The 20,136-nt window shown below is 69.3% G+C and carries 16 protein-coding genes; 3 read left to right on the top strand and 13 right to left on the bottom strand.

The window, feature by feature from the left end; translation table 11 throughout:
- Positions 1-32: 32 nt before the first annotated feature.
- Positions 33-1,643: a CocE/NonD family hydrolase gene (locus tag ACFZDJ_RS11730; RefSeq protein ID WP_391058067.1), complete on the bottom strand. Its 1,611-nt coding sequence runs from the start codon at positions 1,641-1,643 to the stop codon at positions 33-35.
- 132 nt (positions 1,644-1,775) lie between these two features.
- Positions 1,776-2,978: an FAD-dependent oxidoreductase gene (locus tag ACFZDJ_RS11725; RefSeq protein WP_391058064.1), complete on the bottom strand. Its 1,203-nt coding sequence runs from the start codon at positions 2,976-2,978 to the stop codon at positions 1,776-1,778.
- Positions 2,979-3,168: 190 nt separating this feature from the next.
- Here ACFZDJ_RS11725 and ACFZDJ_RS11720 point away from each other — a divergent pair, with 190 nt between their 5' ends.
- Positions 3,169-3,798 (top strand): TetR family transcriptional regulator, encoded by a 630-nt coding sequence (locus ACFZDJ_RS11720; RefSeq protein WP_391058062.1) that lies wholly within the window; start codon positions 3,169-3,171, stop codon positions 3,796-3,798.
- A 97-nt stretch (positions 3,799-3,895) separates the two neighbouring features.
- Here ACFZDJ_RS11720 and ACFZDJ_RS11715 read toward each other — a convergent pair whose 3' ends face one another.
- The gene (locus ACFZDJ_RS11715; RefSeq protein WP_391058059.1) at positions 3,896-4,174 is read right to left on the bottom strand and encodes a hypothetical protein; all 279 of its coding nucleotides are present in this window, start codon (positions 4,172-4,174) and stop codon (positions 3,896-3,898) included.
- A gap of 111 nt (positions 4,175-4,285) precedes the next feature.
- Positions 4,286-4,447: a hypothetical protein gene (locus ACFZDJ_RS11710; protein WP_391058056.1), complete on the bottom strand. Its 162-nt coding sequence runs from the start codon at positions 4,445-4,447 to the stop codon at positions 4,286-4,288.
- 281 nt (positions 4,448-4,728) lie between these two features.
- Between ACFZDJ_RS11710 and ACFZDJ_RS11705 the strand changes: the two genes are divergently transcribed.
- Both ACFZDJ_RS11705 and ACFZDJ_RS11700 read left to right on the top strand, forming a co-directional pair.
- Positions 4,729-5,286 (top strand): TetR family transcriptional regulator, encoded by a 558-nt coding sequence (locus tag ACFZDJ_RS11705; RefSeq protein WP_391058054.1) that lies wholly within the window; start codon positions 4,729-4,731, stop codon positions 5,284-5,286.
- Between the two features lie 71 nt (positions 5,287-5,357).
- Positions 5,358-6,479, top strand: coding sequence for a SpoIIE family protein phosphatase (locus ACFZDJ_RS11700; RefSeq protein WP_391058052.1), 1,122 nt, complete (start codon positions 5,358-5,360; stop codon positions 6,477-6,479).
- Positions 6,480-6,770: 291 nt separating this feature from the next.
- Here the strand turns inward: ACFZDJ_RS11700 and ACFZDJ_RS11695 are convergent, their stop codons facing one another.
- From ACFZDJ_RS11695 to ACFZDJ_RS11655, 9 genes are all read right to left on the bottom strand, one after another.
- Positions 6,771-9,074: an MFS transporter gene (locus ACFZDJ_RS11695; RefSeq protein ID WP_391058049.1), complete on the bottom strand. Its 2,304-nt coding sequence runs from the start codon at positions 9,072-9,074 to the stop codon at positions 6,771-6,773.
- Between the two features lie 358 nt (positions 9,075-9,432).
- Entirely contained in the window at positions 9,433-11,028 is a 1,596-nt protein-coding gene (locus ACFZDJ_RS11690) for an MFS transporter (protein ID WP_391058046.1), read from the bottom strand.
- Positions 11,029-11,096: 68 nt separating this feature from the next.
- The gene (locus tag ACFZDJ_RS11685) at positions 11,097-11,423 is read right to left on the bottom strand and encodes a hypothetical protein (RefSeq protein WP_391058044.1); all 327 of its coding nucleotides are present in this window, start codon (positions 11,421-11,423) and stop codon (positions 11,097-11,099) included.
- A gap of 528 nt (positions 11,424-11,951) precedes the next feature.
- The gene (locus tag ACFZDJ_RS11680) at positions 11,952-12,875 is read right to left on the bottom strand and encodes a hypothetical protein (RefSeq protein ID WP_391058037.1); all 924 of its coding nucleotides are present in this window, start codon (positions 12,873-12,875) and stop codon (positions 11,952-11,954) included.
- 33 nt (positions 12,876-12,908) lie between these two features.
- Positions 12,909-13,961 (bottom strand): PHB depolymerase family esterase, encoded by a 1,053-nt coding sequence (locus ACFZDJ_RS11675; RefSeq protein ID WP_391058034.1) that lies wholly within the window; start codon positions 13,959-13,961, stop codon positions 12,909-12,911.
- 58 nt (positions 13,962-14,019) lie between these two features.
- A complete protein-coding gene (locus ACFZDJ_RS11670) occupies positions 14,020-15,468 on the bottom strand; it encodes a carboxylesterase family protein (RefSeq protein WP_391058030.1) in 1,449 nt (482 codons plus the stop codon).
- A 75-nt stretch (positions 15,469-15,543) separates the two neighbouring features.
- Positions 15,544-16,311, bottom strand: a complete 768-nt coding sequence (locus tag ACFZDJ_RS11665) for an SDR family NAD(P)-dependent oxidoreductase (protein WP_390931038.1) — start codon at positions 16,309-16,311, stop codon at positions 15,544-15,546.
- A gap of 72 nt (positions 16,312-16,383) precedes the next feature.
- Positions 16,384-17,964, bottom strand: a complete 1,581-nt coding sequence (locus ACFZDJ_RS11660) for an SMP-30/gluconolactonase/LRE family protein (protein WP_391059120.1) — start codon at positions 17,962-17,964, stop codon at positions 16,384-16,386.
- Positions 17,965-17,993: 29 nt separating this feature from the next.
- Entirely contained in the window at positions 17,994-19,832 is a 1,839-nt protein-coding gene (locus ACFZDJ_RS11655; RefSeq protein WP_390931037.1) for an NAD(P)-binding domain-containing protein, read from the bottom strand.
- Positions 19,833-20,136: the final 304 nt, after the last annotated feature.

Here is a 20,136-nt window from a genome sequence, read left to right as displayed (position 1 = left end):
TCACGACGCCACCCCTCGCTTCCACAACCGCGCTATCGCGCCCCGTGCATGGGCAGGATGATGGCCGACGGTCGGGCGGGGTCGTGAAACACCTCCTGGTCGGCCGTGCGGAGTTCGGTGGCGGTGGCGGTGGCAGGTGACACTCCCGTGCCGGGGTTGCGGGCGTACCGAGGGAAGGCACCGCTGGAGACCTGCACTCTGATGCGGTGTCCGCGCCGGAACCGGTAGGCCGTCGGCCACAGTCGCACGGTGGCGCGGGAGAGTTTGTCCGCACCTGAGAGCGAGACCAGGCCGTCGCAGACGTTGACCGAGCGGCCGCGGCCATCCACGTCGCACAGTCGCACGAACACGTCGGCGAAGGGCCGGCTGGAGCGGAACCAGATCTCCGCACTGACCTCACCGACGACCTCGACGTCCTGGTCGAGGACGGTGGTGGTGTACGTGAGGACGTCCGGCCGCGTCTCCAACTTGGTGTTGTCCTTGCGACCGCCGCCGGCTGCGCGCGCACCGCCCACCGCAGGAGTGGGATCCGTCGGGTCGTAGAGGTACCGATCGGGCGCCGAATCGGCGGGCGCCCCGGTGGACAGGGCGCCACCGGGCTGGAGGTGGAAGCGCTGGGGCCGGTAGCCGGGTGGTGGCCAGGACAGGAAGTCGCCCCAGGCCTCCTCGCCCATCACATAGAGGCGCACGGGAGCCCTCTCCGGTGGTCGCTCGCCGCGCGCGAGGGCGAGTCCGAAGCTGAGCAGTTCGCGTGTCGGTGTGTTGTCGAGGTTGGCGTGTGTCCACGGGCCGATCGTCAACCGCGCGTGCCGGCCCGCCGCCTGCAGGGCTTGGAAGTCGCGGATCTGGCCGGGCAGGAAGATGTCGAACCAGCCGCCGACCGAACTCACCGGCACGGCCGCCTCGGGCACCCGGTGCCGGTGGTCGAGCCCGGTCCAGCGCGGGGAGTCCGCGTCGTGGGTGAGGATGTCCTGGATGTACTCGACGCGCTGCCCGGTGGCGGCGACGTCGGCCCCGCTCAACGGCAGGGTGTCCAGCGCCCGTTGCTTTCTCCGCATCTGGGCCAACCCGCGCAGTACGCCGGTCGGCTCGGGGAGGGCATTGTTCACGCCCCAGGTGAACGGCGTCTCCAGGGACAGGCCGTCGGCGCGGAGGAACTCCAGGGTCAGCGCGGACTCGGTCATGTTCGGGATCATCGCCTTGACCTGTGGCGGCAACCGGTCGGCCACGGCCCACTGCACATAGCCGAGGTAACTGGCACCGACCAGCACGACAGACTCGCCGCACCACGGCTGCTCGACCACCCACTCCAGGGTGGCCAGGCCGTCGTCCCGTTCCTGGCGCATGGGGTCGAACACGCCGCCCGAGCCATGGGTGCCCCGCACGCTCTGGATCAGCACCTGGAAGCCGCGCTCGGCGGGCACCCGACCCAGTTGCACGCCGACCGGCCCACGTCGACCGTACGGGGAACGCACCAGTACGAGCGGCAGGCCCTCGCCGCCGGACCGCGGTGCCCACCGGTCGGCCAGCAGCACGGTGTCGTCGGGCATCGGCATGCGCAGATCCCGCTGAACGATCACGTCTCGCGTCAGCGGCGGGTCCAACTTGAGGACACGTTGGGCGAGATGGCTGATCGGCTGCACGGGTTCTCCTCGTCTCGACGCGGCTCGCGTGCCGCATGCAGGCCGAGGCCACACGCCTCGGCCGACCGATGACCGCTCCACTCGGTCACTCTCAGATTGCTCTGCCCAAGGGGAGAACCTCGTCCTAGTTGGTCACGCGGCGATCGGGGCGGTCAGCGCGTCGGTCCACGGAGTGGTACAGGAGATGAGGGCTCGCCACGCACGCATGATCTTGGGGGATTTTCCCGCAACCAGTACGCCGGTCAGCTGGTCGCCCTTGCGGTAGGCGACAAAGAGCTGCCGGGCCCCTAGGTCGCTGTCCAGAACAACCGCCTCGTCGTGGTCACGCAGGTTTCCGTACGCCTGGAACTTGGTTCCGTACTGGTCGGACCAGAAGTACGGAACCGGGGAGAAGGGGCGCTTCTCGTCCGGGTGGAGCAGGTTGCGGGCGACGGCCATGCCCTGCTCGGCGGCATGGGTACGGTGCTCGACACGCATCACTGTGTCGAAGAGCGGGTTGTACCAGCGGGCCACGTCCCCGACCCCGTACACGCCGGGCGCGGCGGCACAGTACTCGTCACACACCAGCCCGTTGTCCACGGTGAGCCCGCTGCCGGCGAGCCACTCGGTGTTGGGGATCGAGCCGATGGCGACCAGCACGTCGTCGGCCGGGAGGACGGTTCCATCGGCCAGCCGTACGCCGGTGACAACGCCGTCGGCGCCGAGGAGCTCGACGACCGCGGCATTCGTCCGCACCTCGACGCCCTGGTCATGGTGGAGGCCGGTGAGGAACCGTCCGGCTTCCTCGCCGACGGCCAGTGCCAGCGGGACCGCCGCCGACTCCAGCAGCGTCACCTCGACCCCGAGGCCGCGGGCCGTGGCGGCCACCTCCGCGCCGACGAACCCGGCGCCGACGATCACCAGCCGCCCTCCGGGGCGCAGTGCCGCTTTGAGCGCCAACGCGTCCGGCAAGGTGCGCAGGACGTGCACCCCGGCCAGCTTGTCGCCTTCCGGCAGGCGGCGGGGGCGAACACCGGTCGCCACGACCAGATCGTCGTAGGGCACCTCGGAGCCGTCGGCCAGCGTCACCACGCGCTGCACCGTGTCCAGCCCGGTCGCAGGCACACCAAGGCGCCATTCCAGGCCCAGTGCCTCGATGTCGGCAGTCGATCGCAGGCTGAGCCGGTCGGGTTCCCACTGCCCGCACAGCAGCTGCTTGGACAGTGGCGGCCGGTCGTACGGGAGATGCAACTCGTCACCGACGAGCGTGATCTCGCCCTCGTGCTTCGCTCTGCGCAGCGCTTCCGCCGTGGCCAGCCCGCCGGCCGACGCACCGACGACCACCACGCGGTTCATGCCGCCGCCAGAAGGACGGTCACGGCCAGGCAGACCCGCGAGGCGCCCAACACGCGGTGCCGGGCGGCCACCCACTCCCCGGTGTCGACTGTCACCTTCACTCGACTCTCCTCCCACAACTGGAAGCCAACTACTACTTGCACCAGTGAACCATAAGCGGGAGTGCACTACCGGTTGTTAGACTGGGTCGGTGACTACGGATACCTCGCGACAACTGCGCGCCGACGCCGCGCGCAACGCCGAGCGGATCCAGCGCGCCGCACGGAAGGTCTGGGCGGAGCAGGGAGCCGATGCCCCGCTCGAGGAGATCGCGCGCCACGCCGGCGTCGGCATCTCGACGCTCTATCGCCGGTTCCCGGACAAGGGGGTGCTCGCCCGGGCCGCGCTTGAGCAGTGCCTCGCCGAGGACCTCTCTCCCGCCCAGGCACGGGCACTCGAGGACGACAACCCGCTGCACGGCCTCACCACGTTGATCGAAGCGGCGCTGACCCTGGCGGCCCGCGAACACAACACCCTGGCAGCCGCACGGATGGCCGACTCACTCACCGCGGATGTCGCCGCCGAGTTCCACGCGACACTGGCCGAACTGGCCCGCCGTAGCCAGCGGGCCGGACTCGTCCGCGCCGACCTGGTCCCCGAAGACCTGCCCAGGTTCATGGTCATGCTCTTCAGCGTCCTGTGGACCATGGATGCCCGGGCCGAGGGGTGGCGTCGCTACGTCGCCTTCGTTCTCGATGCCCTGTCGCCCACCGGAGCGAATCCGCTGCCCCCGGCCACCGCCCTGCTGAAGCACCCACGCCCGGACAAGTTCCCGATCTGACGTCAGCGGGTTCACGACGCATGCGAAGGTCAGGCCGCCGACCGGCTCGGATCCGGGAGCATTCCGCCGCATGGGCAGACGCACCGACGTCGCACCATCACCCCCACTGGAAGCCGCTGCGGGCCACGACTCCCTGCTTGAGCCGCTCGTCGGGGCCGTAGTCCTCGGCGGGGTGGAAGAACAAGGTCTCGGTGTCCTCCAAGGTCAGCAGACGCTCGGCGTAGCCCTCCAGGTACGCCGCCCGCTGCTCCGGAGACACCCTGCCCGGCATCCAGGCGACGTACGGCGGCAGCACGTCGAAGCCGAGGTAGCGGAAGATCCCGTTGTGGACTGGCCACAGGAACCGGTCATCAACGGCCGCACGCTCTACCGGCACGACAACAGGACGCAGCGGACGCGCCCACCCGGTGGCGCGCCCACCCCACCCCTCCGGCACGGCCGGCCGGCCTGGAACCTGTCCGTCTGCCAGAGCCGTACAGGACAGCCCCTAACCGACCGTCACCCTCGGCGCACAGAACAGTGCAACGGCGGCGAGCCAGGCCAGCACGGTGACCTCACCCGGCTCGATACCGCGACGCCCGTCGACCAGCCAGGCCCAGCCCGGGAGCTGCGCGGCCGGGCGGCGTTCCGCTTGATCGGGGCGCCACACTCCGCTACATTTTAAATCAACCCGTTGATTTAAGATTGGCCGAACCCGTTCAGACCGGAGACCTCGACATGCCGGACGCCGTCACCCAGCCCGTGGGCATCACAGGGGCCGCGCCACCGATCCTCCGTCACCGCGTCCTCCGGGGGAGCAAGCCCCGGAGGACCGCTCGCTCCGGCCGAAGCCTCCGGAACGAAGGCTAGAACGGCCTTCCCCTCAGGACATCTCAAGTAATGCCGGGATGCCCCCAGAACCTGACGTCGGCGAATCCCCAGGTGGGTGACATGAGAACGAGCGACACGCACAGACGCATCCAGCAGGCGGCCCTGGAACTCTTCACCGAGCAGGGGTACGAGCGGACTTCCCTCCGCGAGATCGCCGAGCGGCTGGGAGTCACCAAAGCCGCGCTCTACTACCACTTCAAGGCCAAGGAAGACATACTCACGCCCCTGTTCGAGGAGTGGATCGGACCTGTCACCGAGGTGATCGAGTGGGCCCGGACCGCGCCTGGCGGCCTGGCGACCAAACAGGAGGCACTGCGCCGGTACGAGACCGCCCTCGCCCGGACGGCGCCGCTCCTGCGGGCCTTCTACGCCAACCGGGCAGCCGTCCGCGACCTGCCCGTGGGCGCGGCGTTCCAGGAGACGACGAAGCGCCTGGTCGCGCTCTTCAGGGACGGCGAAGCAAGCCTTCCCGACCAGTTCCGCTGCATCGGCGCGGTGCTGACACTGCACGCGGCGGTGCTCGCCCCGGACGACGTCGATGGCCCGCCCGAGGAGAAGCGGGCCGCGGCTCTCGACGTCGCACTCGACCTGCTCGCCTCAGCCCATCCGCCGGACTGACGACACGGAGGGCCCGCGTGCCTGCCGCCTGTACGACGTACAGAGAGATCACCACCTGCCCAGGAGTTCCCATGCCCCGTATCCGTCGAAAGAGGCCCGCCCACGTCCTTGAGGCCATCGAGCCGCCGGGCAACCCCGACATGATCGTCGGCGTGGTGTCGGTGACGATCCTGGTGGAGCTCCTCGGGTTCCTGTCCGGATCCGCCGTGTGGCTCCTCGGTCTGCTGGTCTTCCTCCCGGGCACGGCCTCGGCACTGTGCACCGTTCGACAGACGAGGTTCGTCTCGGGGTGGACCACGCTCGTCGTCACCCTCACCGTGCTGCTCCGGGGTGGTGACAGCGGCCAGTGGCTCGACCGGGTACTGCTGGTGCTGCTCACCCTCGCCCTGGGAATGGCCTCCGTCTACGCCTGCCACCGGCGCATCAAGCGTGAGCACGAGATGCTCCGATTGCGCTCCACCGCCGCGGCCATGCAGCGGCACATCCTGCACCCCCTCCCCGTCGTGACCGAGGACATCCTGGTCAACGGCGTCTACGAACCCGTGCAGGAGGACCGGCTGGTCGGCGGCGACATCTACGACGTCGTGGCCTCGCCCTGGGGGACCCGGGTATTGATCGGAGACGTGCAGGGCAAGGGACTGGCCGCCGTGGGCGCCGCGTTCGCCGTCATCGGGGCCTTCCGCGAGGCCGCCCATCGCGAGCCCACGCTCACCGCGCTCGTCGACATCCTGGACGCCGCTGTCGTCCGCCACAACTCGTACGCCGAACAGACCGGCGACGACGAGCGGTTCGTGACCGCGCTCGTCATCTGCGTCGATGGCGGTGCCGAGGCTCAGGTCGTCAACTGTGGCCATATCCAGCCCCGGTTGGTGCACGACGGCGTTGTCACCACTCCTCCGCTTGACTCCGGCATCCCGCTCGGCCTCGGCGAACTCGCCGCCGAACCCGCAACCGTGGACTGGTTCGCGTTCCCGGCCGGTTCGACACTGCTGCTGACCACCGACGGACTCACCGAGACCCGCGCCGCCGACGGTACGTTCTACCCGGTCGACGAGCGACTGACGAGCCACCTCGGCCTCTCCCCCACCGAGCTGCCACAGGCCCTGTACGAAGACGCCCGCGCCTTCACCGACAACGACGACCAACACGACGATGTCGCCGTCCTGACCGTCCGCCGGTCTCCGCACCGCTGAGGACGGCCGCCGTCGTGGTGACTGGTGCGTGCCTTCTGCTGTACGCACCGGCCATTTGGCCCGGGGCCCCGGCCGCCCGGGCATCGATGAGCTCAGTGCGGGCCTGTAGGTGTAACCGCGCATCACGGGATGTTGGAGGATCAGGCAACGGCCCGGGTGTCGTCGCCTGTCAGCAGTGCCGCCAGGTCGCCCTTGCCGTTCTGCTCGATCGCCCTCCGGCCGCGGAGGCCCGGCGACAGGGTCGCGGGGCGCACCGCCGCCTCGGCAGGCGCCCCGCCGGCCGACGCTGAACTACTCGCCCGTGTGGGCCAGTTCGATGTCGTGCTCGTCGATGCCGCCGGTGGAGACCGCCACTCCGGTCACCCTCGGCGGATAGCCCCTCGCGATGATCGTGTACTCGCCGCCGTCAAGGTCGGAGAAGGCGTACGCGCCATCCGTGCCGGTCGTCGTGGTGGCGACCACGTTGCCCGCCGCGTCCATCAGCGTGACGTTCGCGTCGCTCAGCGGGACACCCGCGCCGCGCACCGTGCCCCGGACGTTGGCCCCGGGGTGCAGTTCGATCTCGATGTGCGTGGCGCCCGTGGCGCCGATCTCGACGGGCAGGGCGAGCGGGCGGTGCTTGGGGGAGTTGACCGCGAGGGTCACCGTGCCCGGGACCAGGTCCGCGATCGTGAACTCGCCCATGGAATTTGTCTGTGCGCTGGACAGGACATCACCTCGTACGTCCGTCACGATGACGACCGCACCGACCACCGGCGCCCCGCTGTCAGACCGCACCGCTCCGGTCAGACCGCTGGTGCCGCTCAGCAGGATGTCGTAGGAGACGGGCTCGCCGTTGACGACGATCGTCGAGGCCTGCGGCTGGTGGCCGTCGGAGGAGGCGATCAGGACGTAAGAGCCCGTGCCGGGGGCGTGCACCGCGTAGGCGCCGTCGGCCTGCGCGACCGACCGGCCCAACTGCCGCCCCTCCAGGGAGATCAGCGTCACCGCGGCGCCCGGGACGGATGCCTTCTCGGCGCCGCGCACAAAGCCACGTACCGGTATGGCGGGGGTCCCGACGCTCGCGGTGGTGACGAGTTCCTCGCCGACGGTGGAGGCGGGCGGCTTCTCCAGCGTGGTGGCCGGAGCCGTGGGCGTGGCCGGAGCGGGCAACTGCGACGTCGGTGCCGCCGAGCCCGCCGGACGGTGGCGCGGGATGAAGGACGCGACCGCGAAGGCAAGCAGGGCCGCGCCGCCGCCGATGGCGAGGACCACCTTGAAGCCGTTCTCGGAGGGCACGGCGACACCGCCGAGGTTGGTGGTCATCTGCGCCAGGATGACGCCGGCGACGGCACTGGCGGACGAGGTGCCGAGGGAGCGCATCAGGGTGTTGAGGCCGTTGGCGGCACCCGACTGGGACGGCGGCACGGCGCCCATGATGAGCGAGGGCATCGCTCCGTAGGTGAAGCCGATGCCGGAGCCGATGACGCTGGAGACCAGTACGAACTGCCAGATCTCGTCCATCAGCAGAATCTGCAGGCCGTAGCCGGCTGCCACGATCAGGGAGCCGAGCATGAGGCTCGCCTTGGGGCCCCTGGCCCTCGAGAGGGCGGAGGAGAGCGGGGCCATCAGCATCATCACCAGGCCGGACGGCGCCATGACCAGGCCGGCGGTGAGCAGCGACTCACCCAGACCGTATCCGGTCGCCTCAGGCAACTGCAGGAGCTGCGGAATGACCAAGGACATCGCGAACATGCCGAAGCCGAGGGCGATCGAGGCGAGGTTGGTGACCAGCACCTGACGACGCGCGGTGGTACGCAGGTCGACGAGCGGCTGCTCGGCGCGCAGCTCGTACCAGCCCCACAGCAGCAGGACGACAACGGACGTGGCGAACAGGCCGAGAGTGGTGATGCTGCCCCAGCCCCAGTCGGCGCCCTTGGAGATGGGTAGCAAGAGGCAGATCAGACCGATCGCCATGCCGAGGGCGCCGATCACATCGAGGGTGCCACCGGTGCGCACTTTGGACTCGGGCACCAGGACCAGCACGAGGACGAGGGCGACGGCGCCCAGGGCGCCCGAGCTCCAGAATAGCCAATGCCAGTCGAAATTGTCGGCGATGACGGCCGCGGCAGGCAGGCCGAGGGCGGCTCCGACACCGAGGGAAGCGCTCATCAGGGCGGTGGCCGAGCCAAGCCGTTCGGCGGGCAGTTCGTCGCGCATGATGCTGATGCCGAGCGCGATCACACCGCCTGCCATGCCTTGCAGCACACGCCCGACGATCATCGGAGCGAGGGAGCTGCTGAGCCCTGCGGTCACCGAGCCGGTAATCAGCAGCAGCAGGCTGACCAGCAGCATCCTGCGCTTGCCGTACATGTCTCCGAGTCGCCCCATGATCGGGACGGCGACGGCGCCGGCGAGCAGAGTGGCGGTGACGGCCCACGCGGTGTCGGACGCCGGTGCGTTCAGGAGCTTCGGCAGCTCGGGAACGATAGGGATCACCAGCGTCTGCATCAGCGCGACCACGATGCCGCCGAAAGCCAGCACGGCCACGACTGCGTTGGTCCGCGATACCGGCTGCCCTTCGGTCTCGGCGGTTCGGGGTTGTGCGTGGGACATGGTCGGGCCTCCGTAGGGACAATCGGGGTTGCGCGACACAGCACAAGCAATGTACTTGACTAAGTTAAGCAAAACTAAATCGTTTCGCAAGGGCCTCGTGACCCTGGGTCTCGGGAACGGAAACGAGGGCGAATTCGGGGCGGGGGACTGTCTCCCGCAGGGCGGCAATCTCCGCCATGGGCGGAACTCGACGTCGGAGCCCTGTGTCATGGCAGCCGTCTTCATGCTGGGCGCGCCACGAGTGTGATCCCGCCGGAACGGAGCCCGGCTGGATCACGCTCCGCGCACGTCCCGGGACGCGCCGGTTGTTGTCCGGCGGTCCCAGGCGCCCCCGTACGCATCGGCCAGGTGTGAGGCCTCATCGATTCGGATCGGGCCGCACGTTGTCAGGCGCCGAGCCGGTCGCATCCCCTTCGGACGCGTCGGCCGTTCTGTCGGAATCAGCGGCACCGTCTGCCGCCTCGGTGGCAGACGATTCCCTCACTTCGGGTGTGTCGAGGCTCGTGCGCAGGACGACCGGCTTCAGCAGGACCGCCGCGAGGATGCCTAGTGTGGCGATACCGGCTGCGATCAGGAAGATGGTTCCGGTCGCGTCGCCGTAGGCGACGGCGGCCGGTTCGTGATCTTGCGAGATTCCTTTGGTGACCTGACGAGCCAGGACGGCTCCCAGAACGGTGACGCCGAACGTGCCGCCCAGGGAGCGGAAGAAGGTGACCGTGGTGCTGGCCGTGCCGATGTCCTTCATCGGGACGGAGTTCTGGACGACGAGGATGAAGTTCTGCGTGGTCATACCGACGCCGGCGCCGATGCACAGCATCGCGACACTCATGAAGACCAGCGATGTCTGGTGGTCAATGGTGCCGAGTCCGGCGAACCCAGCCGTGAGCAGGACGGAGCCGACGACGACGAACGGCTTGAGCTTTCCGGTCTTGCTGAGCAGCCGGCCCGCGAGGATGGAGGAGACGAGGATGCCGCCCATCATCGGGATCGTCAGCAGTCCCGCCTCGGTGGCCGTGTAGCCGCGGCTGGTCTGGAAGTACTGGCTGAGGTAGACCGAGGCCGCGAACATGGCCGTGCCGGAGGCGAGACTGCCGAGGATGGCCAGCACGGTGGTGCGCTGCTTGATGATGTGCAGGGGCACGATGGGTTCGGCGGCGCGCGTTTCGACCCACATGGCGACGGACAGCAGGACCAGTGCCGCACCGACCATGGCGGCGGTCTGCCAGGAAGCCCAGGCGAACGAGCTGTCGACGAACGAGATCCAGACGAGCAGCACGCTGACGCCCGAGGTGATCAGAGTCGCGCCCAGGTAGTCGATCTTCACGTTGTCACGTCGGACGACCGGGAGGCTCAGCGTTCGCTGGAGCAGGACCAGTGCGGCGAGGGCGACCGGGAGGCTGATGAGGAAGCACCACCGCCAGCCCAGCCACGAGGTGTCGACGATGAAACCGCCGAGCAGCGGTCCGCCGATGGTCGACAGGGCCGTGACGCTGCTGAGGTAGCCGCTGTACCGGCCTCGTTCGCGGGGCGGGATCATCGCGGCGATGGCGATCTGGACGAGAGCCTGCACGCCGCCGACACCTACGCCCTGCAGGGCGCGCGAGGCGATGAGCTGCCCGGGAGACTGGCTCACGCCCGCCGCCACCGAGCCGAGTACGAAGACGATGACGGCTATTTGTACGAGGGTCTTCTTGCTGAACAGGTCGGCCAGCTTGCCCCAGATCGGGGTGGTGGCGGTCGTGGTGAGCAGGGTCGCGGTGACGATCCAGGTGTACTGGGTCTGCGAGCCGTGCAACGCGCCGACCATCTTGGGCAGCGCGGTCGAGACCACGGTACTGCTCAGGGTCGCGACGAAGAGCGCGATGAGCAAGCCGCTGAGGGCCACGAGGACCTGTCGTTGGACCTTGGGCTGTGCGTCTGCGGTGACGGACTCGTTGATTGCGGTTGTGCTCATCGCGTGGAAACTCCGGGAACTGTCGAAGAAGGGTAGGGAGGAATCGTTGGGCAGGCGTCGGTTCGTGGTTACACGATCACGGTGCGGACACCCTCCTTTCGCTCAAGCAGCTCGACGCCCTCATCGACCTCGTCGACGAGGAGCTTCGGAGCACCAGAACGCACGGGATCCACGCCGACCCTCAGGTCGGAGAACGCCGCACGGCGCGCGTCACAGCCGGTCACCAGCCATGCGCTGCTGCCGTCCCACAGACGGATCTGCGTCAACGGGCCTTCTGCCTGCTGTGCCCTCATCGCGGGCGCCGGATCGAGGGGACACCGCCCGCGCCTGTCGATGTCATGGTCCGGAACGTCCCCAGAGGTTTCGCTCGTCGCATTTTCTACTGCGCTGGTCACTGCTTACTCTTCGCTCATCAGGGGCCAGCAAGGAATCGTCGAGTCCGTTGGTTGGTCCGGCCATGCCGGTGCGTACGCCGGAGCAGGCCAACCCGTGGAGCGCGGCCAGGAAACCGCTCACGGCCTGGGCCTCACGCCCGCCGGGAAGGGCGTGTTCGAGATCCGGCCGCCACGGAAAGGCGAGGCAGTCCCGCACACCCTCGTGGTGGCCGAGCGGCCACCGGTGACCGGTCGGCCACCACGCTGTGGTCCACGGTCGCTGCGCCACGGCCGACGCCAACGCACGCCCTGCGCGCGCCGGTTCGGCATGCCCCGGCACGGGCGCCAGGGTCATTCGACTGCCCACGCCAAGGGCTGGTACGAGCCTCGCGCGTCGCCGCCGGCGGCCACTCCGTCTCCTTCGACTCGACGCCCCCGGAGGTCCAGGCAACACCATCCAGCGACTTAAGTCAACCCGTTGATTTAGTTTCCCTGTCGCCTCGCAGCGACATGCCGAAGCGGTCCGGCGGTTACGGCCCGCCTGGTGGATCAGGTCGCAGAAGAGCAACAGCGGCCGGCAAGCGCAGGCGAAGCCTGCTGAAGATCTCGACAACACCCCCGGTTTGCACCGATTCGACCCGATTGGCCAAGCCGGGCTACTGGCGTCAAGAGGCTCCTGGCCGAGCGCGTGACCGGTGCCTGCCGCAAGGCAGCGACGGCGTCGATCAGACTGTGCGCCGTCTCGCGCCAACTGGCGCGGGACGCCGACCCGTTGCCCGCGAGGGCACGCTCACGCTCGGCCGCCATCTGCGTGACGAGACGACGCGTCATGGTCGTACGTTCGGTCTGCACCTCAGCCGGGAGGTCAGGCAGACAGCGCTTCAGACCCTCCAGCAGCTTCTGCATCGACGGCGAGGCGGCCACGAACTCCTCGGTCGTGACAGCGCGCAGGACCGGGTCGTGGTCGCTCACCACCTCGTCCTGGCCAACTTCCGGGCCTGTACCGTTCCTTGGTTGTTGCGCCTGCAACTCGACGAGGCCGATCACATCTCCGCCGGCCTCTCCGTAACCGTCTCCATGGCACTGAGTGAACTCAAGGCCACCGCCGGTCTGCTGCGCGGCGCGGGTGACAAGGACAACGCTCGGGGACCCACTCCCGGAGTTGCCGGACTTCCCGATCTGGTCGACTCGTCCAGAAAGGCCGGAATCCCGTTCACGGTCATCGGCGAAGGAGATCCCCGGCCGTTGAGTGCCCCGACAGACCTCACGTCGTGTCGCACCCTGCGGAAGGCGCTCACCAACGTCACCAAGCACGCGGGCACCGGCATGACCAAGGTGCGGCTCACCTACGACGGCGACCGGTTGCGGGTCACCGTCGTCAATGGCGGTGCGGTCGAATCCCCGGTGCCGGGCAGCGGTATCGGTCTCCTCGGCGTGCGCGAGCGCGCCCCTGCCGTCTCTGGCCGGCAGCACGCCGGCCTCGCCGTGAAGGCGGTTTCGAGGTGGTCACCCAACCTCCGCTGCACTCCCCCGCCGCAGTGGGTGCCGCTCGAAGAAGCGCCACATGACGTCCGTGGCGTCGACCTCGGTGGAGACCTTGCCAAGGCCTGGGAAGGCGGCCGGGTAGGGCGATCCCGGCCAGGTGTGTCCACCGTCCGCTATCACGTACATGCTCACGTCCGTGCCACGACGGCAGGCCCGATAAGTGCGGAGAGTGACGTGTTCGGTAAGCCGTGTGCCCTGCGGTCCGATGCGACAACCGTCGAGTTCCGCCCAGCGGTCGAAGGCCGCGGGAACCGAGTACTGCCAGTACGCGGGGCCACCACCGGCATAGGGATTGACCATGTCCTCCTGCCCGTGGAAGGCCAGGACGGGGACCGGACGCGAAGGGACACCGCCTTCGGGGTCCGGACGGGTCGGATCGGAGGCGTCGGGGTTTCCGGCCCGCAGGCCCGCGACCGGGGCGACGGCGGCGATACGGTCCGCCAGCCGACAGGCGAGGAGAGAGGCCATCCGCGCTCCGCCGGAGAAGCCGGTAGCATACACGCGCTCCGAGGCGACGCAGAAGCCGTCGGAGATCGCGGTGATGGTGTCGGAGAGGAACCGGACGTCGTCGCGGTCGTCCGGGGAGGGCAGCTGACCTGAGGTGTTCGGCACCCCGGGCAGGACCCAGGTGTAGCCGCCCTCCGAACCGGGCTGCGGAGTACCGCCGTTGGGCACGGCCACCAAGAACCCATGCTGATCGGCGGCCCGTTCCATGCCGCTGATGACAAGCTGGTCGTTCCCGTTCGAGCCGCTGCCGTGCAGGTTGAGGACGAGCGGGACGGGGTTGCGTCCCGAGTACCCGCGGGGGATATAGAGCGACACCGGGTAGGTGGTTCCGGCAGAGGCGACAAAGACGGTGGTAAGGCCGGGCCCGGCCGGTGTGCAGCGGGGTCCGGCGGATCGGACCGTCTCCACGGCGTCAGCCGGCGCCGCGACGGCGGTGGGAAACGCGAGAGCGGCCGCGGCGGCGAGGAGGCCATGTGCGCGGCGTACGTGTGCGGGACGCAGGAGCACTGGGATTCCTTCCTTGAGGTCCTGGAGGGGAGAAGTGGAGTGCGGGCCGGGGCCAGGGTCAGGAGGACCAGATGGCGCGGACCTGGCTCATGGGGTCGTCGTCGACATGGGGCTCGGCGGACCAGACCATCGCCGCGCGCTCGTCCGCTGTGAAGCGCGGCCACTCCGTGCCCGGATCCTGATCCCGTACGAAGGCCACCCAGGACCGGTGCAAGGCGTCCGCCAATGCCTGTGGTGGCGCGGCCCCCGTCGCCACCGTGACGCCCTCGGCGCCGAGCAGATCGAAGGCGAACGGCAGGTCCAGGCAGTGGAAAGCCGCCCCGTTCACCGGCGACGCCCAAATGAACTCGTAGAGCCAGGTGGGACGGTCGCGGGCGGCGCGGGCGGCGGCGACAGCCAGCGTCGGGACCCGGAAGGTGGCATCGGTGAGTGCCTGGCCGAAGTACGCATCCGGTTCGAGGTCCTTGTACGCGGCGCGGAAGGTCTCGGCCCGATCGGGCTCCAGGCCGAGGAAACCCAGGAGTTGGGGCAACGGCGGCGTTTCCGGCAGGTCCGGAAGCACGTTGAACTCGTGCGCGGTACAACCCAGCAGGAGCGGTACGTCGGCGCCGGCATCGCCTTCGGTGAGGGCTGTGAAGACGGGTTCGGGGATGAGCTCGCCGTCGGCGAACGGTGCAAGGGTCTGCATCGGGGGCAGTCCCTCGCGGTCCGCCCCCGGTGCCAGGAGCCGGCCCTGGAGGTCGAGCAGTTCGTCGCGGCCGAGCCCGCGCAACGCGGCGGCGGTGGCGGGCACTCCGGTGCGTGCGGTGAACAGGCGCGCGGCGGCACGCGCGACATCAGGCCCGTCCGGCCGCATGAGGACGCCGGACGCGGAGATCACCCCGCGGAACAGCCCCCGGGCGGCGGGGACGGCGAGCAGCGTCTGTACGGCACCGCCGCCCGCGGACTGTCCGGCGATCGTCACCTTGGCCGGGTCGCCGCCGAACTTGGCGATGTTGTCGCGGACCCATTCCAGGGCGGCGATCCAGTCCAACACACCGCGGTTGTCCGGGGCGTCGTCGAGGTGGAGGAAGCCCTCGATGCCGAGCCGGTAGCCCAGGGAGACAAGGACCACGCCGTCCCGGCTGAAGGCAGATCCGTCGTACCAGGGGCTGGCCGCCGAGCCGGCGACGTAGCCGCCGCCGTGAATCCAGACCAGGACGGGCAGCGGCTTCTCGGGGGTGGTGTCCGGCGTGAAGACGTTGACGTTGAGGACCGCGTCTCCGGGGATGGTGGGCTCCGGGACGGTGGTGACCTCGGTGATGGGGCGGCGCTGGGCCGTCGGCCCGTACGCGATGGCGTCGAGGGTCTCGGTCCACGGCTGCGGCGCGACCGGCGCGGCGAACCTCAGCTCGCCGACGGGCGGCCGGGCGTACGGGATTCCGAGGAAGCGCAGGCTGCCATCCGCTCGGCGCTCGCCACAGACCGGCCCATGGACGGTGTTGACCTGGGGATACGACGTACTCATGGGGTCTGCTCCTGATGCTTCGACGGGCACTGGCACTCCTGACCGGCTTGGTGGCGAAACCCGACGCCCCTTCTGTCAGACGGCGGCCCAGCCGTCGTCGACAGGCAGAACGGCGCCGTTGACGAGAGAGGCGGCGTCGGAGGCCAGGAAGACGATGGCGGCGGCCTGTTCCTCCGCAGACCCCCGTCGGCCGATGTTGGCTCCGATCAACGGGCCTATGACGGTGGGGCCGTGTGCTTCCTGACCGGCGTCCACGTGGATGCTGGTCGCGGTGGGACCGGGGGCGACGGCGTTGGCGCGGATGCCCTGCCCCCTATACATGACAGACAGGTTCTTCACCAGGCCGACGATGCCGTGCTTGGAAGCGGTGTAGGCGGCGCCCGCCGCGCTGCCGCGCAGAGAGGCCTCGGACGCGGTGAAGACGATCGAGCCGCGTCCCGCGGCCAGCATGTGCGGCAGAACCGCACGGGTCAGCAGGAACGGCGCCGTCAGATTGATCCGGATGACCCGCTCCCACTCGGCATCGTCGGTCTCACCGAGCGCGGACATGCGGTCCATGATCCCGGCGTTGTTCACCAGAACATCCAGGCGGCCGAAGGCTCCCACGGCCCGCTCAACGACCGTCTCCACGACCTGCTGGTCACTCAGGTCCCCGACGACGGCGAGGGCGACTCCCCCCGTGGCGTCGATCTCCTTGACGGTCTCCTCGGCGCCCACCCGGTCGAGGTCCACGACCAGAACCTTCGCACCTTCCTGCGCGAACTTCAGAGCCGTGGCCCTGCCGATTCCGGACGCGGCGCCGGTGACGACGACACCACGGCCTTCAAGACCCGTACTGATCATGTGCTGCACCATTTCTCTGTGGACTGCTGTGGACTGCCTGCGGTCTCTCCGTGAGCCTGTCTGCGGCGCCGGTCACGCCTTCAACTGCCACACGCTCCCTTCGCCGTTGGCCGCCAGGAGGAGGGAACCGTCCGGGGCGACGGCGAGGCCGGCGAACGGGCGCGGCGAGCCGGTCATGCCCTGGGTGAACAGCGCGGGTTCGGCGCGGGGAACGGTGTCGGGGGGCCATCCGACCGGCAGGTCCTCGGCATCCACCCTGGTCTCGCCCGTGCTCAGCGAGACAGTCCGCAGCCGCCGGTGTTCGACCTCCACCGTGAACAGCTCGTCGCCGCGCACGGCCAGTCCCTGCGGTGCGCCGAGCCCGTCCGCGACGACCTCCGTCGTTCCGTCCTCCTTGATCCGGAGCACCGCCCCGAGCCGGTCGTCGCTCACATAGCAGCGCCCTACGGTGTCGAAGGCCACGTCCACGGGGTGGTCGAGCCCTTCGGTGAGCACGGTGACGGTGTCGCTGTCGTCGACAGCCACGACCCGGCCGGCGCCCGCCTCGGCGACGACGAGCGAACCATCCGGCCCCACCGTGATGCCGACGGGCTGGTCGAGTCCGGTCGCCCGTTCCCGGGTGGTCCCCTGGTCGGGGTCGTAGGTGTGGACATCGCCGTACTGCGACGTGAGGTGCACGAAACCGGCCGCGTTGGTGACCCCGTGCACGAACGGCGGCAACAGGGTGTGGGAGGTGATGTCGCCCTCGTCGGAGGGCACCGGGCTCGCCAGCCGGTAGTGGTCACCCACGTACACCGCGCCGCCGAGGTCGACGGTCACGCCGTAGGGGCCGTCCAGGCCGCGGGGCACGACCTCGCGGGTACGCCCGTCGGGGTGCAGCTCGGTGATGCCTCCGCTGGCGTAGCTGGAGACGAACATGCGGTTCTCCGCGTCGAAGGCCGCGTTGTCCAGGCCCACCAGGCCGCTGCTGACGAGCGTGCGCAAGCCGCTGCCGTGCAGGTCGATACGGGTCACGATGCCTTCCACGCCCCGGGACAGGACATGCAGGACACCGCCCTGGTCGAAGCGGACCGCGACCGGCTCGTGCACGTCCTCGGCGACCACCTCGGGCACCCCGCCGTCCGGCGGGATCCGCCACACCTGGCCCGTCATCATGTGTGGGTAGTACAGCCACCCGTCCGGGCCGAGTTGCATGGCATTGCCGAGCGCGAGCCCTTCGGTGAGGACCACGGCTTCGCCGCCGTCCGAGAACAGCTCCAGCAGACGGCCGCCCGGCCGCATCTCGTTGACGAAGAGCCGGTCGCCGACGCAGGTGATGCCGTTGGGTACCTTCACCTCGTCCGAGACCAGGGTGTACGCGCCCTCGGGACTGCGTCGCCACACCCGGCCGGGGACCAGGTCGGCGATGTACATCGACCCGTCCGCACCGAAGGCGAGGTCGTCCGGCGACTGCACCGGGCCGTCCATCGGCACGATCACGTCGAGGTCCCCGGTGGCCGTGTCGACGGCGCTGATCTGCCCGGCGAGGAACTGGGCGACGTACAGGCGCCCGTCCGGACCGAAGGCTACGCCGTTCGAACCCCACAGCCGGTTGGGCGGGTTGAGCCGCCGCGGCTTCCAACGCCCGCTGGTGGCAGACGGGTTGCCGGGCATCTCGCTGAAGCGAGTGATGTACGTGCTGGTCACGCCCGCTCCGCCTCCACGAGCACCTCGTCCATGCCACCGTCCTGGCGCCAGCGTCGGAGCAGTTCGTGGAAGGCCACCGGTCCGTCGGCGTACGCCTCGTTCCGCTCCCGGGGCATGCCCTCGTTGTTGTAGAAGCCGGGGGTGCACTCGGCCTGGAACATGTGCAGGTCGGGCGCGTTCTTCCGGAGTGTGTCCAGCCAGGCATCCTGGGTCTCGGGGCTGGGCTCGACGTAACGGGCCCGGCGCTTCCGGGCCTGCGCGACCACCTCGGCGACGTGGGTGGCCTGTTCGTCGAGGATGTGGACGAAGTTCACGGACGCCGCGTTCTGCAGCGGGCCCAGCTGGAAGAGGTTCGGGAAGCCGTGGGTGTAGAACCCGTGGAGTGTCTTCGGGCCCTGCGACCACGCCTCGAACAGATGGACGCCTTGGCGTCCGTACACGGGGAGTTGTCCGGAGAGAATCCCCGAGATGCCGACCTCGAAGCCGGTCGCGAAGATGACGCAGTCGACCTCGTACTGCGCGCCGCCGACCACGACGGCGTTCTCGGTGATCCGCTCGACGCCGTGCGTGTCGGCGGTGTCGACAAGGGTGACGTTGGGCCGGTTGAAGGTCTGCAGATAGTTGTCGCTGAACGTGGGCCGCTTGCACATGTAGCGGTACCAGGGCTTGAGCTTCTCGGCCGTGGCCGGGTCCTCGACGATGGCGTCGACCCGGGCGCGAATCTCGTTCATCTTCTGGAAGTCGGCGAGTTCGTAGGCGCGTTCGCGCTCCTCGGCCGGCACATCCTCGTAGGCGTTCGTCGGGATGAGCTTCTCCTGGAGCCGGGCGCTGCTGGTCCAGGCGTCGTTCACCAGGTCCTCGTCCGTCCGGATGCCGGTGACGACCTTGAGGAAGTTCTCCGTGCGGTCCCGCTGCCAGCCGGGCTTCAGTGACCTGGCCCAGTCCGGGTCGGTGGGGCGGTTGTCCCGTACATCGACGGAGGAGGGCGTGCGCTGGAACACGAACAGGTGCTTGGCGTCCTGTCCCAGGTGGGGCACGACCTGGATGGCGGTCGCGCCGGTGCCGATCAGGGCGACGCGTTTGTCGGCCAGCCCGTGCAGGCCGCCGTTCGCGTCACCTCCCGTGTAGGCGTAGTCCCAGCGGCTGGTGTGGAAGGTGTGGCCCTTGAAGGTCTCGATGCCGGGGATGCCGGGGAGTTTGGCCTGGCTGAGCGTGCCGGTGGAGACGATCACGTAGCGAGCACGGATGCGGTCGCCGCGGTCGGTGGTGACGGTCCACTCCGACTCGGCGTCGTCCCAGCGGAGTTCGGTCGCCTGCGTCTGGAAGCAGGCGTTGTCGTAGAGATCGAAGTGTCGGGCGATGGCCTGGGCGTGCTGTCGGATCTCCTCCCCCGGCGCGTAGCGCCATTGGGGGACGTAGCCGACTTCCTCCAGCAGCGGCATGTAGATGTACGACTCGATGTCGCAGTGGATTCCTGGGTAGCGGTTCCAGTACCAGGTGCCGCCAAAGTCGCCGCCCTTGTCGATCACCCGGATCGACTCCACGCCCGCCTGCCGCAGCCGGGCCGCGGCGAGCAGTCCGCCGAACCCGCCGCCGACGATCACCGCCTCGACCTGGTCGTGCAGCGGCTCCCGCGTGAACTCCGGGTCGGCGTGTGGGTCTTCGGTGTAGTAGCCGAACTCGCCGCCGGCACCCTGATATTGGGCGTTGCCGTCGGGGCGGACGCGACGGTCGCGTTCGGCACGGTATCTGGCCCGCAGGGCCTCGGGGTCGAATCCGAGGGCGTCGGGCGAGTGGGGGTGAGTGGCGTTGGAGGAGGTGTGGGGGGCGGACATCAGTGTCCTCTTCCTCTCTGCGGTCCTTAGGGGCTGGCGCCCAGGCCATCGTGGCGGGGCTGTGGCTCGTCGCCCCCGCCGGCCGACGTCGCCGAACGGCTGGCCGGCCTCAGGGCACGAACGGCGCGGTCCACGCTCGTTCGGTCGTGCCTCTGATGGGCCTGTCACTGCGGAATTCGTCGGACGTCGGCTCGCCGTATGTCCAAGACACGTCTCGGCGATCACGTCGCGAGCATCAAAAATCTATCATCCAAAAAATTTAGTGGCTAGGGTGCCCGCAACACCCCTCACGACCGCACATCGA

This window comes from Streptomyces sp. NPDC007896 (genome assembly GCF_042959425.1).
Classification (GTDB): Bacteria; Actinomycetota; Actinomycetes; order Streptomycetales; family Streptomycetaceae; genus Streptomyces.
The sequence above is the reverse complement of the archived record's forward strand: the minus strand, read 5'-3'. Positions and strand labels throughout refer to the sequence as shown.

Bases quoted from the DNA above. Each gene is read 5' to 3' on its own strand.
- ACFZDJ_RS11725 (WP_391058064.1), bottom strand. From the start codon at position 2,978: ATGAACCGCGTGGTGGTCGTCGGTGCGTCGGCCGGCGGGCTGGCCACG.
- ACFZDJ_RS11705 (WP_391058054.1), top strand. From the start codon at position 4,729: ATGAGAACGAGCGACACGCACAGACGCATCCAGCAGGCGGCCCTGGAA.
- ACFZDJ_RS11700 (WP_391058052.1), top strand. From the start codon at position 5,358: ATGCCCCGTATCCGTCGAAAGAGGCCCGCCCACGTCCTTGAGGCCATC.
- ACFZDJ_RS11695 (WP_391058049.1), bottom strand. From the start codon at position 9,074: ATGTCCCACGCACAACCCCGAACCGCCGAGACCGAAGGGCAGCCGGTA.
- ACFZDJ_RS11690 (WP_391058046.1), bottom strand. From the start codon at position 11,028: ATGAGCACAACCGCAATCAACGAGTCCGTCACCGCAGACGCACAGCCC.
- ACFZDJ_RS11670 (WP_391058030.1), bottom strand. From the start codon at position 15,468: ATGAGTACGTCGTATCCCCAGGTCAACACCGTCCATGGGCCGGTCTGT.
- ACFZDJ_RS11665 (WP_390931038.1), bottom strand. From the start codon at position 16,311: ATGATCAGTACGGGTCTTGAAGGCCGTGGTGTCGTCGTCACCGGCGCC.
- ACFZDJ_RS11660 (WP_391059120.1), bottom strand. From the start codon at position 17,964: ATGCCCGGCAACCCGTCTGCCACCAGCGGGCGTTGGAAGCCGCGGCGG.
- ACFZDJ_RS11655 (WP_390931037.1), bottom strand. From the start codon at position 19,832: ATGTCCGCCCCCCACACCTCCTCCAACGCCACTCACCCCCACTCGCCC.